Below are 15,174 nucleotides of genomic sequence, written 5' to 3' on the forward strand. Positions count from 1 at the left end.
ATCCGCCCGTTCAGGCTCTACACTACGCTGAAACGGAGGGCCTATGCCGCAGTTCGATAATGCTTACTACCAACAGTTACCCGGTTTCTACACCGCCCTGAACCCGACGCCGCTCAAGGATACACGCCTGCTGTACCACAGCGAGCCGCTGGCGCGCGAGTTGGGGCTGGATGAAAGCTGGTTTACCCAGGATAAAACCCCCATTTGGGCGGGAGAAACGCTGCTGCCGGGCATGCAGCCGTTGGCGCAGGTGTACAGTGGTCACCAGTTCGGCGTGTGGGCCGGGCAACTGGGTGATGGCCGCGGCATTTTACTTGGCGAACAGGTCCTGGCGGACGGCAGCCGCCGCGACTGGCACCTGAAGGGCGCCGGGCTGACGCCATATTCGCGTATGGGGGACGGCCGCGCGGTGCTGCGTTCGGTTATCCGCGAGTTTCTGGCCTCTGAGGCGCTGCATCATTTGGGGATCCCCACCACCCGAGCGCTGACCATCGTGACCAGCCGCCAGCCGGTGTTCCGCGAGCAGCCGGAACGCGGCGCCATGCTGATGCGGGTGGCGGAAAGCCACGTGCGTTTCGGCCACTTCGAACACTTTTACTACCGCAAACAGCCGGAGCAGGTGCGGCAGCTGGCGGATTTCGTCATTGCCCGTCACTGGCCACAGCTGCAGGATCTGGCTGAGCGTTACCAGCTGTGGTTTACCGACGTGGTGGAACGGACGGCGCGCCTGATCGCCCATTGGCAAACCGTCGGTTTCGCTCACGGTGTGATGAACACCGACAACATGTCGATTCTTGGCATCACTATCGATTATGGCCCTTACGGCTTCCTCGATGACTACCAGCCCGGCTATATCTGCAATCACTCCGACCACCAGGGGCGTTACGCCTTCGACAATCAGCCGGCGGTGGCGCTGTGGAACCTGCATCGCCTGGCGCAGACGTTGTCGGGGCTGATGACCACTGAACAGCTGCAGCAGGCGCTGGCGGCGTATGAACCGGCGCTGATGCGCGCCTACGGCGAACAGATGCGCGCCAAACTCGGCTTCTTCACGCCGACGGCGCAGGACAACGACGTGCTCACCGGTCTATTGAGCCTGATGGCGCAGGAAGGGCGGGACTATACCCGCACGTTCCGCCTGTTGAGCGACACTGAGCAGCAACAGGCGCAGTCGCCGCTGCGCGACGAGTTTATCGACCGCGCGGCGTTCGACGCCTGGTATCAGCAGTATCGCGGGCGTCTGCAGCAAGAACAGGTGAGCGATGAGGAGCGGCAACGGGCGATGAAGGCGGTGAACCCGCGCCTGATTCTGCGCAACTATTTGGCGCAGCAGGCGATTGAGGACGCGGAGCAAGACGATGTGGGCCGTTTGCAGCGCTTGCATCAGGCCCTGCTGCGGCCGTTCGACGATGCGCCGGAATATGACGATCTCGCCGCGCTGCCGCCGGACTGGGGCAAACATCTGGAGATTTCCTGCTCCAGCTGAGATGAAAAAAGGGCGCCTCATGGCGTAATGCCAGTCAGTTAAGCCTGACTGGCATTTTTTATCCCATCTTTGTGTGTTTCGTGCGGCCTCATTGCCGTAAAACTCTCTCATTTCTCTGATGCCGTAGCGAACGGCAATGGGGGGGGCCGCGCCTTCGGCCCCTGGCTCGGTCGAGGTGCGTGAGCCACATGGGGCATCTCACTTTTATCGACCGAAAATGTCACGAACGCCTGCATAAAAACGCTAACTGACAAGCATTACATCTCATGGCGCCCTTGAACGTTTCATTGTCGCAGATAGACCTGCGGCAGCGACACTTCGGGATGATGCACCACGCCGAGATCGGCCTGATACCAGCGGGTGAGGATTTCCGTTTGCAACACCTCCTGTGGCGTGCCGCTCGCTACCAGGCGCCCCTGATGCAACAGCAAAATCCTATCGGCGTACAGCGCAGCCAGATTGAGATCGTGCAGCACACAGCAAACGCCCAGCGGTTGTTGGCGCGTCAGCGAGCGCAGCAGGCGCAGGGTGTGCTGCTGGTGGTACAGATCCAGCGCCGAGGTCGGCTCATCGAGAAACAGCCAGGCGGGGGACGGTTGCGGTTGCCACAGCTGCGCCAACACCCGCGCCAATTGCACCCGCTGTTGCTCGCCGCCGGACAGCCGGCGGTAGTCACGCTGGGCCAGCGCCAGGCAATCGGTCTGCGCCATCACCTGTTGGATCGCCTGATGTTCGTCGCGTTTGCCGTGCGGCGCCCGCCCCATGCTGACCACTTCTTCCACGCTGAACGGAAACGCCAGATCGCTGTACTGGCGCATTACGGCTCTGACTTTGGCCAACTGTTGCGGCGCCCAGTGTTCCAGCGGGCGGCCGAGCAGGCGACATTCGCCGCAGTCCGGCGTCAAATAACCGGTCAGCAAGCGCAGCAGCGTCGATTTGCCGGCGCCGTTAGGGCCGATAATTGCTATCATTTCACCACCGGCGAGGCTGAGCGAAACGTCGTTGATGAGGCGGCGCGCACCGAGGCTGTAACGCAGCTCTCGGGCTGTCAGGCAGGCGGCGTTATCCACCGGTTCGCTCCCGCTGGCGCATCACCAGCCACAAAAAGTAAGGACCGCCGATCAGGCTGGTCATCAACCCCACCGGCATTTCGGCCGGCGCCACCAGCGTGCGTGCCAACGTATCGCTGACCAGCAGCAGGCAGGCGCCGCCCAGCGCGGAGCAGGGCAGCAGCCAGCGGTGATCGCCGCCGAGGCGCATGCGCACCAGATGCGGCACCACCAAACCGACGAAGCCGATCACGCCGCTCATCGCTACCGCCGCGCCGATCAGCAAGGCGCTCAGCAACAGCAGCTGCAGCTTGGCGCGCTGGACGTTCACCCCGAGGTAATGCGCTTCTTCGTCCCCCAGTTGCAACAGATTCAACCGACGCGCCTGCAGCAGCGTCAACAGCGCCGCAGGCAGGATCAGCGAGGCGGAAACCGCCAGCGTCGGCCACTGCGACTGGCTGAGGCTACCCATCATCCACAGCGAGAACTGGCGCAGTTGTTGATCGCTGCTGACGTAGGAGAGCACGCCGATGGCCGCCATGCACAGGGCGTTGATGGCGATGCCCGCCAGCAGCAGTCGCGACAGATTGCCGTGCCCGCTGCGGCTGATGCCGTAGATCAACAGCGATACCAGCAGGCTGCCGAGGAACGCTGCCAGCATATGGCCGTACAGCGCGATCGTCACCGGCAACGCTAGCGGCATCACGATGAACAGGGCGACAAACAGCGCGCCGCCGCTGCTGATGCCCAGCAGGCTAGGATCCGCCAGCGGGTTGCGGAACAGCCCTTGCATCACGGCGCCGGACACCGCCAGCGCGCAGCCGATCACCACTGCCAGCAGCACGCGCGGCAGACGGATGTTTAACCAGATGTGCCAGGCGGCATCGCTGAAGGGTTCGCGCCACAGGGTGCGAAACGAGAGCGTCAGCGCGCCCAGGTTGGCGGCGACCAGCGCCAACAGCGTCAGCAACACCAGCAGACCGATGATGGCCAACTGAGGCGAGGTGCGACAGCGCATTATTTTTGCTCCGCCGCGTGGCGCAGTTTGGCCAGCGCCGCCGGCGTTTCCAGACCGAAGCCGAGCAGCGCCATGTCATCGACGATCAGCACGCGGCGCTGTTTGCCCGCCGGCGTCAACGCCAGGCCCGGCAGCGTCCACAGCTGCCGTTCGCCACCGAGGGTGCGCACGCCGTCGGTAGTGACCAGCAACAGATCCGGCGCGCTGGCGATGACGCCTTCCTGCGACAGCGGACGGTAGCGCTCAAAGCCCTGCATGGCGTTTTTCAGACCGGCGGCGGCGATCACCGCGTCGGCGGCAGTGTGTTGCCCGGCGGCCATCGGCGTAATGCCGCCGTGGCTCATCACAAACAGCACTTTGACCGGCAGCGGGGAGGTGTCGACCGCCGCCAGCTGTTGTTGATAGCGCTCGCTCAGCTGCTTGCCTTGCTCAACGCGTTGCAGCGCGGCGGCAATCGCGGCGATTTTCTGCGGCACCGCCTGCAGGGTGGTGTCACCCGGCACGCTGACCACTTTGACGCCGCTGTCCGCCAGCTGTTTGAGTACCAGCGCCGGCTGCGCCAGCTCGGTCGTCAGCACCAGCGTCGGCTTTAGCGCCAGAATGCCTTCGGCATTCAGCTGGCGCATGTAACCGACGTCCGGCAGTTTTTTCACCGCTTCCGGATGCAAACTGGTGCTGTCGCGGGCGATTACCTCGTCGCCGGCGCCGAGCGCGAAGGCGATTTCCGTCACGTCGCCGCCGATCGAGACAATGCGCTGCGCCGCCGCAGCGGTGAGCGGCAGCGCCAGCGTCACCATCAACGCCAGGCGGCGGATCAAGGAAGATTTCATGCGGCGATGTCCTTGGCGGCGAGCGCGGCGACCTGCTCGCGCCACTGGGTTTGTTCCGGCTGACCTTCGGTACGCTGGCCATACAGCTGTGCAATCTGCGTGCCGTCGGCGGCGAACAGCTCCAGGCTGGTGACGATGCCGTCCTTGGTCGGTTTGCGGGTGATCCAGCTTTCGGCAATGGCACCTTCGATCAGGTGCAGCGTGAAGCGGCGGTTGAACACGTTGATCCAGCCTTCCTGCGGCATCAAACGTTCGATCTGGCCGGTGAAGATCTGCACGCAGCCGCGGTTGCCGACGAAGATCATGATCTCGTTTTGCTGCCGCTGCGCCGCTTCCAGCAGTTGCGACAGCGCGCTGTTGTCCACCTGATAGGCCAGATCGTCGCCGACGGCGCGGAACGCCTGCTGGCGCGTCAATTTGTTGCGGCTTAGCAGCTGGAAGAACTGGTGAACGTCGGTCATCGCGCGCCATTCAGCGTCGATTTTGGCATGATCCGGCGTAGTTTTATCGGCGGTGCTCGCCTCGGCGGGCTGCAGCGCCAGCGCCGGGTTTTCTTCGCTCAGGTGGCGTTCCACCAGCGCCATCCAGGCCGGCAGATCGGTTTCTTCAGTGGTGTAGACCTTGTGCAGTGCATCGCCCTGCGGGTCGAAGAACTGGATGCTGTGGCGCACGCCGCGCTTGTTGGTTTCGCTCATGGCGAAGACGCTGGTCCAGTGGTTGAGGAACAGGCGCAAATCCAGCTCGCGCGGGTTGAGGATCAGCCCGGCGTGGCCGTTGAGGTGTTGGTTGCGGTAGCGGCCCATCTGCTCATGCACCGCATAGCTGTTGCGGGTGATGGATTTGGTGACGCCTACCTGCTCGAGCTCGGTCAGCAGGGTGCGAGCGTCGGCCTGCAGGCGACGGGCATCGTGGCCGACGCGGGCGTGCGTCAGCTCCGCTTCGCTGACGCCGAGGATCGCCGCCAGATCGCGGGCGTATTTGCCGGGGTGGTCGATTTTGGCCTGTTGGTAGCGTTCGTATAGGGTATTGCTCATGCGGGATTCTCCTGCGCTGTAATGCGAACGGCGGACACACCGAATGTCCGCCAGATAGTCAAATGATTACCACTGGTAGCTGACCAGCAGTTTGGCGTTGCGGCCATCCTGCGGGACGCCCTGCGGCGAGTAATATTCTTTGTCGAAGGCGTTGCCCAGCACCACGGTGGTGGTCATGCCCTGCAGCCGATCGCGGCCCTTGTAGCTCAGATAGAAATCGTTGACGCCGTAGCCGCCTTGCTCCGGCGTCCCCGTTTGTACGCGGGTGGCGCGTTCGGCGAAGGTGGCGACCCAGCCGGCGGACAGACCGGTTTCGCCCAGCGGCACGTCCAGCGAGCTGGTGACGGTATCCGGGCTGATGTCGGCCAGCCAATCGCCGCTTTTCGCGTTCAATTCGCCATTGCGAGACTTGTCCTTGCCGCGTGTGCGGTTGTAAGCCAGATCCCAGTTAAACCACTTGGTCTGGTAGTTCAGCGAGGTGTCCCAACCCCAAATTTTGGCGCGAGAGATATTCGCTGAGGCGGTCTGCGTACGAGTGACATACATGAAGATGTAGTCTTTGGCGTCGGTATCGAAGTAACTGGCCTTGAATTGCAGGCTGTCATCCGCCAGCAGCAGATCGTCGAAGCGCAGGCCGAAACCGGCTTCGGTGGTGCTGGTAGTTTCCGGTCGCAGATTCGGATTAGGCACCCAATAGTTGCCGGGGAAGTGGCGCGAATCGTTGTACATCTCGCCCATGGTCGGGGCACGGAAGGCCTGGGAATAGGAACCGAACAGCATCAACCAGTCGGTCGGCGAGTAGCTCAGGGCGCCGCGGGACGACCATTTGTCTGCTTTGACATCTTCATGGCCCTGGCTGCTGCCTTTGTAATCGTCGTAGCGCGTACCGGCCAGCACGGTGACCGGAATGTCGCGCAGCGTGATTTCATCCTGCAGCCAGCCTGAAGCGAAGTTGATCTTGGCCTGCGGGAAGCTGGTGGTGGCGCCGCCCGGCTGCTGTTTCTGTTCATAGACCTCGGAGCCGTAGGTTAGCAGGTGTGACGCAAAGCTGTCGGCGAACAGGCGCGTGCGGTTTTCCAGCTTGCCGCCGTTGGTGGTCTGCTTGCGGAATTCGTCGGTCGCGCCGGCATTGTGCGCATTGATTTTGACTTCCGAGGTATATAGCTTGGCGGTGGCGTTCAGCCAATCCTGGCCGACCGGCTTGAGCTTGTAGCTCAGAGCGGCATCGCGCTGGATGGTGGAGCGGTTGGTCATCGGGTTGCCGCTCGAGCTGCCCGGCGTCTGCGGGTTTTTCGGCTCCTGGGCGCTGTTGTTGTAATAGCGCAGATCGCCGCTCAATGACTGATTGTCGTCGATCTTCCAGGTGCCTTTGGCCAGCACGTTGCTGATGGTTTCATCGTTAGGCGCATCGAAGCCATTGCCCTGACGCAGATTGCCGACGTCGCGGGTGCCGAACGACAGCAGGCCGTCGAGGTTATCGGTCTTGCCGTAAGCGCTGGCGCCCATGCCCAGGCTGTGATCGCCGGTGCCTGCGGTGCCGTAGACGCGGAACCCGGTATCGTGGCCCGGCAGCAGCAGATCGGCGGCATCGACGGTCTCGTAGGCGATGACGCCGCCCAGTGCGCCGCTGCCGTACAGCAACGCAGAGGGGCCGCGCACGATTTCAATGCGCTTCACCAGCGCCGGATCGAGGAAGGTGCCGCCGATGTGGCCGGTATCGGTACCCTGACGGATGCCGTCGACCAGCGTCAGCACGCCGTTTTTGCCGTAGCCGCGCATCGTTACGTCCTGACCGTTGCTGCGCCCGGTGCCGTTGACGGTGATGCCCGGCACGCGGCGCAGCATATCGGCGGCCGAGGTGGCGGTCTGGCTTTCCGGCGAGTTGCCTTCGATGACCGTGACCATCATCGGCGCCTCAAAGCTGCTGCGCTGGTTGCCGGTGGCGACCACGGTCATGGTCTCGTCGGCGGCTTTGGCTTTTTTAGCCGGCGCCGCGTCGGAAGAGGATGTTGTACTGGTGTTTTGTGCCAAGGCCACCGTAGGCAGAGCGCAGGCAATCGCCAGACTCAAAGCGGAAAAACGCAGCCGGGTGGAAAATGTCAGAGGCATGGTGCAACTCTCCGTATGTAATAAAACATATCAATAGATTTGCTGGCTGCCTGGATCAAAAGATCGGGGTGGCTGGCGTTTGAGGATTCTGTGGTTATTTGGTCAGGATCAATTTCCCGGCTTTGGTCTGCCGCAGCTGATAGCACTGACCCTGATGGGTAATGAACGCGATGCCGTCGGCGCCGAGCAGCTGTGCGCTGTCGTAGCTGGGCGGCGCGTTTGCGCTGTGCTCGGTCGGGGCCGCGGCGGCCGGGGGAGGCGTGTTGGCAATATCCATCATCATTGTGCTTTTAAAACAAACCATTAAATGGTAATTAATATCAAATTGAGAATCATTATCATGTGAAGGAAGGGTTACATCAAGGAAAATTTTCTTACCGATGGAACCTTTTTGTCGAACGGGCATCTGGCGGCGGGCCGAGCGCACTCGGCCCGTAAAAAAGAGGCGTTATTTCAGCAGGGTTTCGATGCGGTCAAACAGACGCTCGGGCTTGGTGATCGGCGCAAAGCGCGTGATGCGCTGGCCGTCGGCGGTGAGCAGGAACTTGGTGAAATTCCACTTGATGCGGCGGCTGCCCAAAATGCCGGGCGCCAGGCGTTTCAGCTCATTGAACAGCGGGTGCGCGCCGGGGCCGTTAACGTCTATCTTGCTGAACAGCGGGAAACTGACGCCGTAGTTGAGGCTGCAGAAATTGGCGATCTCCAGCGGGCTGCCCGGTTCCTGAGAACCAAACTGGTTGCAGGGAAAGCCGAGCACCACCAGGCCGCGTTCGCGATAGTATTGCCACAGATTCTCCAGCCCGCGGTATTGCGGGGTGAAGCCGCACTTGCTGGCGGTGTTGACCACCAGGTAAGCGCGCGCCGGGAAATCGCCCAGCGTTTTTTGCTCGCCCTGCAGCGTGACGCAGGGAATGGATAACAGAGAGTGAATCATGCCGGGGCTCCAGGTGCGTTTCGGCGGGTGCTAAAGCGTTGCAATCAGTATAGATGAGCGGGGCAGAAGGGATAAAGCCGGAGCGTGGCCCCGGCCTCTAGTGTGTCAGAAACGGCTATCGATCGCATCCGCCAGCATCGCCAGCAGCTGCTCGCTGTCGGACCAGCTCAGGCAAGGATCGGTGATCGACTGGCCATAGGTCAGCGGCTGGCCGGCGACGATTTTCTGCGTGCCTTCCACCAGGAAGCTTTCCGCCATCACGCCGGTGATGGCGGCAGAGCCGGCGCGGATCTGTTGGCAGACGTTGTCGGCCACTTCCAATTGGCGGCGGTGCATTTTTTGGCAGTTGCCATGGCTGAAGTCGATCACCAGGTGCTCCGGCAGATCGAATTCGCGCAGGCTGTCGCAGGCCGTGGCGATGTCGCTGGCATGATAGTTGGGCGTTTTACCGCCGCGCATGATGATGTGGCCATACGGGTTGCCGCTGGTCTGGTAGATGGTCATCTGGCCATGTTTGTCCGGTGACAGGAACATATGCCCGGCGCGCGCCGCGCGAATGGCGTCGATGGCGATGCGAGTGTTGCCGTCGGTGCCGTTTTTGAAGCCGACTGGGCACGAGAGCGCCGAGGCCATTTCACGGTGGATCTGGCTTTCGGTGGTGCGTGCGCCGATGGCACCCCAGCTGATCAGATCGGCGATGTATTGGCCGACCACCATGTCCAGGAATTCGGTGGCGGTCGGCAGGCCGAGCTGGTTCACTTCCAGCAGCAGGCGGCGGGCCATTTCGATGCCGCGGTTGACCTGGAAGGTGCCGTCCAGTGCCGGATCGGAGATCAGGCCTTTCCAGCCGACGACGGTGCGCGGTTTTTCGAAGTAGGTGCGCATCACGATCTCCAGACGGTCCTGGTAGCGTTCGCGCAGGGCATTCAGTCGGCCGGCGTAATCGACGGCGGCGTCGAGATCGTGGATGGAGCACGGGCCGATCACCACCAACAGGCGGCGGTCTTCACCGGTGAGGATTTTTTCAATGCGTTTTCGTGACGCCGTCACGTTATCGGCGACGGCCGCCGAGATCGGCAGCTTGTCCGCCAACGCTTGCGGCGTGACGAGGCTGTCGATGCGCGCGGTCCGCAGTTCATCTGTTTTGTGCATATTGTTCCCTGGAAACTGTTCTTCTCTGCGGCAGGAGTGCCGGGAAGTGATGGCGATCACAATAACGCAAAAAGCGCTGAATTCAACCGTAGAGATTGCGTTCTGTTGATCAAAACCGCGAAAAAAAGCACAAAAAAATCAGCTCCTGCTGAAATAAACGGCAGGCGGCGGGGCGCGACGGCCCCGCGAGGAAAAGATCAGAACATGCGGCGGCTCATGCCGAGGATATCGAGGATTTTGGTGGAGATCTCTTCGACCGAATAGTTGGTGGTATTGAGGTAGCGGATCTGGTTTTTGCGGAACAGCGCCTCGACCTCGGCGATCTCCATACGGCACTGGCGCAATGAGGCGTAGCGGCTGTTTTCGCGCCGTTCTTCGCGGATTGCCGCCAGGCGCTCCGGATCGATGGTCAGGCCGAATAATTTATGCTGAAACGGTTTCAGCGAAGCCGGCAGGTGCAAATTGTCCATATCATCGGCGATAAACGGATAGTTGGCGGCGCGGATGCCGAATTGCATCGCCAGATAGAGGCTGGTGGGGGTTTTGCCGCAGCGCGATACGCCGAGCAGGATCACCTGCGCTTGATCGAGGTTGCGCAGCGAAATGCCGTCATCATGCGCCAGGGTATAGTCGATGGCGGCGATGCGCGCATCGTACTTGCCGAGGTTGCTGGCGGTCAGGCCGTGGGTGCGGTTCGGCACTGGCGTGGGTTCCACGTCCAACTCACCCTGCAGCGGGCCGACCAGTGCCTGCACGATATCCTGGCAGAAGCCCTGGCTCTGGACGATCACATCGCGCACTTCCGGTGAGATGATGGAGTAAAACACCAGCGGGCGTACACCGGTTTCATTATAGATATCATCGATTTGTTGGCGAACTGCGCGTGCGCGGGCCTCGGTTTCGACAAACGGCAAGGTATAGGTGGTCGCCGTGACCGGGAACTGTGACAGCACCGCGTGCCCCAGCACTTCGGCGGTGATCGCCGTACCATCCGAAATATAAAAAACGCTTCTTTCCACCCGAGGCTCCTTACCTGAAAACGGTGTTCCTGCTGTCATCACTGCCAATATCATGAGCCGCAGACGATTCACCGGTAAAGGGGCGAGGGAAAAAATTGTGACGGCGAGGCGGTAAACCGCCTTGCGGCGGCGCGCGAAGAAAAGCGCACTTTGGCGGCGGCAAAAATCATGGCGCAGCGACGTTTTTCGATCCGAAACGAAAATTTGCCGCTATTTTCACCAAAAACGGTAGCGTTTGCGTGGTCATTAAAACAGAAGTTTAAAAAGAACGTAATTTGTTGAGAACTAAGCTTTTCGTGCGATTGGGAACGGTTCCCAGGCAAATCAGCCGGTTAGGACATTCTCTTAAAAACCACTTTCTTCAGTGGGTTGATCGATTCACCTTTCCATTTTCCCCAGATCAGTGTGCTAGTCTGATTCCGCTCCGTGTTTAGCGGCGCCGTAAAGCAAGCGAATTAAATCCGTCTTTACCCTACTGATAGCAATAAGGATTGTCTCGATGTCCAACAATGGCCCAGACTTGCGTAATGTGCTTTGGTACAACCAGCTTGGCATGCACGACGTTGACCGTGTCGGCGGCAAAAACGCCTCCCTCGGTGAAATGATCACCAATCTTTCCGATTTGGGCGTGGCCGTGCCAAACGGTTTTGCCACCACCGCACAGGCGTTTAACGATTTCCTCGAACAAAGCGGTGTTAACCAGCGCATCTATCAGCTACTGGATCAGACCGACGTTGACGACGTTGCTCAATTGGCCAAGGCCGGCGCCCAGATCCGCCAATGGGTGATCGACACGCCGTTCCACGCCGAGTTCGAACGTGAAATTCATCAGGCTTACCAACAGCTCGCCGACGGCGAACCGGAAGCCTCCTTTGCGGTGCGCTCCTCCGCCACGGCGGAAGACATGCCGGACGCGTCCTTTGCCGGCCAGCAGGAAACCTTCCTCAACGTGCAGGGCATCGACGCCGTGATGGTGGCGATCAAGCACGTGTTCGCGTCGCTGTTCAACGACCGCGCCATCTCTTATCGCGTGCACCAAGGCTATGACCACCGTGGCGTGGCGCTGTCGGCGGGCGTACAGCGCATGGTGCGCTCCGATCTGGCCTCCTCGGGCGTGATGTTCACCATCGACACCGAGTCCGGCTTTGATCAGGTGGTCTTCATTACCTCCGCCTTCGGCCTGGGCGAAATGGTGGTGCAGGGCGCGGTGAACCCGGATGAGTTCTACGTGCACAAACCGACGCTGCAAAACGGCAAGCCGGCGATCGTGCGCCGCAACCTGGGCTCAAAAAAGATCCGCATGGTGTACGCGCCGTCGCAGGATCACGGCAAGCAAGTGCGCATCGAAGACGTGCCGGAAGCGCAGCGCAGCCGTTTCTCGCTGACGGATGACGAAGTGCAGGCGCTGGCGCAGCAGGCGATCCTGATCGAAAAACATTACGGCCGCCCGATGGATATCGAGTGGGCGAAAGACGGCCATACCGGCAAGCTGCTGATCGTGCAGGCTCGCCCTGAAACCGTACGCTCCAACGAGCAGACCATGGAGCGCTACCAACTGAACGGCTCCAGCCCGGTGCTGGTGGAAGGCCGCGCCATCGGCCATCGCATCGGCGCCGGCCCGGTGAAAGTGATCCACGACATCAGCGAAATGGATCGCATCCAGCCGGGCGACGTGCTGGTCACCGACATGACCGACCCGGACTGGGAACCGATCATGAAGAAAGCCGCCGCAATCGTCACCAACCGCGGCGGGCGCACCTGTCATGCGGCGATCATCGCCCGAGAACTGGGTATTCCTGCGGTGGTGGGCTGCGGCCATGCTACCGACGTGCTGAAAGACGGCCAGAAAGTCACCGTCTCCTGCGCGGAAGGCGACACCGGCTTCGTTTACAGCGATATGCTGGACTTCAGCGTGCAGAGCTCCGAAGTGACCGAGCTGCCGGATCTGCCGCTGAAGATCATGATGAACGTCGGCAACCCGGATCGCGCCTTCGACTTCGCGCGTTTGCCGAATGAGGGCGTGGGCCTGGCGCGGCTGGAATTTATCATTAACCGCATGATCGGCGTGCATCCGCGCGCGCTGCTGGAGTTCGATCAGCAGACGCTGGCGCTGCAAAACGAAATTCGCGCGCTGATGCAGGGTTATGACCACCCGGTCGAGTTCTACGTCGGCCGCCTGACCGAAGGCATCGCGACCCTGGGCGCCGCCTTCTGGCCGAAGCGCGTGATCGTGCGCCTGTCCGACTTCAAATCCAACGAGTACGCCAACCTGGTGGGCGGCGACAAGTATGAACCGCACGAAGAGAACCCGATGCTGGGCTTCCGTGGCGCCGGCCGTTACGTAGCTGACAGCTTCCGCGATTGCTTCGCGCTGGAGTGCGAGGCGGTGAAACGCGTGCGTAACGAAATGGGGCTGACCAACGTCGAAATCATGGTGCCGTTCGTGCGCACCGTGGCGCAGGCGGAAGCGGTGGTGGCCGAGTTGGCGCGTCAGGGGCTGAAGCGTGGCGAAAATGGGCTGAAAGTGATCATGATGTGCGAGATCCCGTCCAATGCGCTGTTGGCGGATCAGTTCCTCGAGCACTTCGACGGCTTCTCTATCGGTTCCAACGATATGACCCAGCTGGCTCTGGGGTTGGATCGCGATTCCGGCGTGGTGTCGGAGCTGTTTGATGAACGCAACGAGGCGGTGAAAGCGCTGCTGTCGATGGCGATTCAGGCGGCCAAGCGCCACGGCAAATACGTCGGCATCTGCGGCCAGGGCCCATCCGACCACGAAGACTTCGCCGAGTGGCTGATGGAGCAGGGCATTGACAGCCTGTCGCTCAATCCGGACACCGTGGTGCAGACCTGGATCAATTTGTCGAAAAAGAAATAATGTCTCGGCATCGCTAAGGCATTAACGTCAGGCCGCAGTTTACGCTGCGGCCTTTTTATTTCTGAATGTAAATAACGGCGCGTAAAATAATCAATTTGGCGAAAAAAGAATAAAAAAAAGCCCACCGTAGGAGATGGGCAAAGACTACACACAGCAATTCACATGTATGGCATTACATTGTTCAGAAAGGTTGCTTTAAAATCAGTGATTTGAAGCAATAGATGGCCATAATACTAGATTTTTGAACGCGACTAGTCATTAAGAATCATCCTAATCGATAGCGGCATCACATTTTATTTGCGGGCGTTATCTCTTTTTATCGCTTGCAACAAACAGGGGTTTACATTGCATCTTTCATTCGCCGAGTCTCAATCAATATATAGCGGCATTATATTTGACGAAGATATTACTCGAATGAGGTAGGGATAATGACAGGGCGAAATATTCCGCCCGACGATGCGGGCGGAAAGGGGATTAGCGTTTCTCCAGATCTTCGATGACTTGCTCCGGCGCGGTGGTCGGCTCCGGCGCTTCATCCATCCAGGCGGTCAGCAGGCGATAAGACACCGCCAACACCACCGGGCCGATGAACAGGCCAATCATGCCGAAGGCCAGCAAACCGCCGATAACGCCGGACAGGATCAACAGCAGCGGCAGATCGGCACCCATACGGATCAGCACCGGACGCAGCACGTTATCCAACGTGGCCACCACGCAGCTCCAGACCAGCAGCACGGTGCCCCAGGTGGTGTCGCCATGCCAGTATAGCCAGATGATGGCCGGCACCAGCACCAACAGCGGCCCCAATTGCGCCACGCAGCAGATGAAGATCAACATTGTCAGCAGGGTGGCGGCCGGAATGCCGCTCACCGCCAGACCGATGCCGCCCAGCACCGACTGCACCAGCGCCGTCACCACCACGCCCAGCGCGACGGCGCGGATCGCCTGGCCGCCCAACAGCACCGCCGCATCGCCGCGCGCGGAACCGAGACGCACCGCAAAGTGACGAATACCCAGCGCTACCTGCTCGCCGCGCGCATACAGCAATGCGCTGAACAGCAGCATCAGCGCGCAGTGCAGCAGCAGACGGCCGATATGTGCCGCCTGCGCCACGAACCAGGTGGCGGTCTGGCCGAAGTACGGCTGTACCTTCGCCAGCAGCGCGGCGCCACCGGCGTTAACCAGCGTGTGGTAGCTGGTGTAGAGTCTGTCGCCGATCATCGGCACTGACTGTAACCAGGCGAGGTCGGGAATGTGCAGCTTGCCCGGTGAGCTGGCCCAAGCGATCAGCGGCGCGCTGTTATCCACCACGCTGCTGATCAGTAGGGAGATAGGCAGAATGAACAGCAGGATCAGCATCAGGGTCATGACCAACACCGCCAGCGAGCGGCGGCCCCACAGCAGCTTTTGCAGTTTGAGCAGCAGCGGCCAGGTGGCGATCACCACCATGCCCGCCCAGGCGAAGCCGAGAATAAACGGTTGGATCACCCAAAAACAGGCGACGATCATGATGGCGATAAACAGCACGCCGAAAATAATTCGCGGTAAGTCGTAACGCGATTGCGGGAGTGGCATCAGTGGCTTCTCATCCTGGTCAATTAAATCCCTGGCACCGGGGAATCGGGGTGCCTGTCGGTCGGTTTCTCACCGCCGGGCGGCCGCCTG

Annotated in this window: 12 protein-coding genes and 1 other RNA gene; 2 read left to right on the forward strand and 11 right to left on the reverse strand. The window is 60.7% G+C overall.

Going from position 1 to position 15,174, the window contains the following annotated elements:
- The first annotated feature begins 43 nt into the window (after positions 1-43).
- Positions 44-1,486 (forward strand): YdiU family protein, encoded by a 1,443-nt coding sequence (locus EGY12_RS17490; protein ID WP_123894780.1) that lies wholly within the window; start codon positions 44-46, stop codon positions 1,484-1,486.
- Positions 1,487-1,770: 284 nt separating this feature from the next.
- Here the strand turns inward: EGY12_RS17490 and EGY12_RS17495 are convergent, their stop codons facing one another.
- The 9 genes from EGY12_RS17495 to EGY12_RS17535 all read right to left on the reverse strand — a co-directional run bounded on the left by EGY12_RS17495 (position 1,771) and on the right by EGY12_RS17535 (position 10,670).
- Entirely contained in the window at positions 1,771-2,556 is a 786-nt protein-coding gene (locus EGY12_RS17495) for a heme ABC transporter ATP-binding protein (RefSeq protein WP_123894781.1), read from the reverse strand.
- Positions 2,549-3,553, reverse strand: coding sequence for an iron ABC transporter permease (locus EGY12_RS17500; RefSeq protein ID WP_048233553.1), 1,005 nt, complete (start codon positions 3,551-3,553; stop codon positions 2,549-2,551). Before EGY12_RS17500 ends, EGY12_RS17495 begins: the two co-directional genes overlap by 8 nt.
- The gene (locus EGY12_RS17505) at positions 3,553-4,383 is read right to left on the reverse strand and encodes a hemin ABC transporter substrate-binding protein (RefSeq protein ID WP_123894782.1); all 831 of its coding nucleotides are present in this window, start codon (positions 4,381-4,383) and stop codon (positions 3,553-3,555) included. Before EGY12_RS17505 ends, EGY12_RS17500 begins: the two co-directional genes overlap by 1 nt.
- Positions 4,380-5,417 (reverse strand): hemin-degrading factor, encoded by a 1,038-nt coding sequence (locus EGY12_RS17510; protein WP_123894783.1) that lies wholly within the window; start codon positions 5,415-5,417, stop codon positions 4,380-4,382. Before EGY12_RS17510 ends, EGY12_RS17505 begins: the two co-directional genes overlap by 4 nt.
- A 66-nt stretch (positions 5,418-5,483) precedes the next feature.
- Positions 5,484-7,526 (reverse strand): TonB-dependent hemoglobin/transferrin/lactoferrin family receptor, encoded by a 2,043-nt coding sequence (locus tag EGY12_RS17515; RefSeq protein ID WP_123894784.1) that lies wholly within the window; start codon positions 7,524-7,526, stop codon positions 5,484-5,486.
- 94 nt (positions 7,527-7,620) lie between these two features.
- On the reverse strand, positions 7,621-7,803 hold the full coding sequence (gene hemP, locus EGY12_RS17520) for a hemin uptake protein HemP (RefSeq protein ID WP_123895624.1): 183 nt from the start codon (positions 7,801-7,803) through the stop codon (positions 7,621-7,623).
- Between the two features lie 171 nt (positions 7,804-7,974).
- Complete coding sequence (locus EGY12_RS17525) at positions 7,975-8,460, reverse strand: glutathione peroxidase (protein ID WP_025302639.1); 486 nt, start codon at positions 8,458-8,460, stop codon at positions 7,975-7,977.
- A 105-nt stretch (positions 8,461-8,565) separates the two neighbouring features.
- Complete coding sequence (locus tag EGY12_RS17530; RefSeq protein ID WP_123894785.1) at positions 8,566-9,612, reverse strand: 3-deoxy-7-phosphoheptulonate synthase; 1,047 nt, start codon at positions 9,610-9,612, stop codon at positions 8,566-8,568.
- A gap of 197 nt (positions 9,613-9,809) precedes the next feature.
- Positions 9,810-10,670, reverse strand: coding sequence for a pyruvate, water dikinase regulatory protein (locus tag EGY12_RS17535; RefSeq protein ID WP_162215433.1), 861 nt, complete (start codon positions 10,668-10,670; stop codon positions 9,810-9,812).
- Positions 10,671-11,130: 460 nt separating this feature from the next.
- Here EGY12_RS17535 and ppsA point away from each other — a divergent pair, with 460 nt between their 5' ends.
- A complete protein-coding gene (gene ppsA, locus EGY12_RS17545) occupies positions 11,131-13,509 on the forward strand; it encodes a phosphoenolpyruvate synthase (RefSeq protein WP_123894786.1) in 2,379 nt (792 codons plus the stop codon).
- A gap of 109 nt (positions 13,510-13,618) precedes the next feature.
- Here ppsA and rprA read toward each other — a convergent pair.
- Both rprA and ydiK read right to left on the reverse strand, forming a co-directional pair.
- Positions 13,619-13,730, reverse strand: an RNA gene (rprA, locus tag EGY12_RS17550) — antisense sRNA RprA.
- Positions 13,731-13,983: 253 nt separating this feature from the next.
- Positions 13,984-15,084: an AI-2E family transporter YdiK gene (ydiK, locus tag EGY12_RS17555; RefSeq protein ID WP_123894787.1), complete on the reverse strand. Its 1,101-nt coding sequence runs from the start codon at positions 15,082-15,084 to the stop codon at positions 13,984-13,986.
- Between the last annotated feature and the right edge of the window lie 90 nt (positions 15,085-15,174).

The organism is Serratia sp. FDAARGOS_506, from assembly GCF_003812745.1.
Lineage (GTDB): Bacteria > Pseudomonadota > Gammaproteobacteria > Enterobacterales > Enterobacteriaceae > Serratia.

Bases quoted from the DNA above. Each gene is read 5' to 3' on its own strand.
- EGY12_RS17490 (WP_123894780.1), top strand. From the start codon at position 44: ATGCCGCAGTTCGATAATGCTTACTACCAACAGTTACCCGGTTTCTAC.
- EGY12_RS17500 (WP_048233553.1), bottom strand. From the start codon at position 3,553: ATGCGCTGTCGCACCTCGCCTCAGTTGGCCATCATCGGTCTGCTGGTG.
- EGY12_RS17505 (WP_123894782.1), bottom strand. From the start codon at position 4,383: ATGAAATCTTCCTTGATCCGCCGCCTGGCGTTGATGGTGACGCTGGCG.
- EGY12_RS17510 (WP_123894783.1), bottom strand. From the start codon at position 5,417: ATGAGCAATACCCTATACGAACGCTACCAACAGGCCAAAATCGACCAC.
- EGY12_RS17515 (WP_123894784.1), bottom strand. From the start codon at position 7,526: ATGCCTCTGACATTTTCCACCCGGCTGCGTTTTTCCGCTTTGAGTCTG.
- hemP (WP_123895624.1), bottom strand. From the start codon at position 7,803: ATGGATATTGCCAACACGCCTCCCCCGGCCGCCGCGGCCCCGACCGAG.
- EGY12_RS17525 (WP_025302639.1), bottom strand. From the start codon at position 8,460: ATGATTCACTCTCTGTTATCCATTCCCTGCGTCACGCTGCAGGGCGAG.
- EGY12_RS17530 (WP_123894785.1), bottom strand. From the start codon at position 9,612: ATGCACAAAACAGATGAACTGCGGACCGCGCGCATCGACAGCCTCGTC.
- EGY12_RS17535 (WP_162215433.1), bottom strand. From the start codon at position 10,670: ATGACAGCAGGAACACCGTTTTCAGGTAAGGAGCCTCGGGTGGAAAGA.
- ppsA (WP_123894786.1), top strand. From the start codon at position 11,131: ATGTCCAACAATGGCCCAGACTTGCGTAATGTGCTTTGGTACAACCAG.
- ydiK (WP_123894787.1), bottom strand. From the start codon at position 15,084: ATGCCACTCCCGCAATCGCGTTACGACTTACCGCGAATTATTTTCGGC.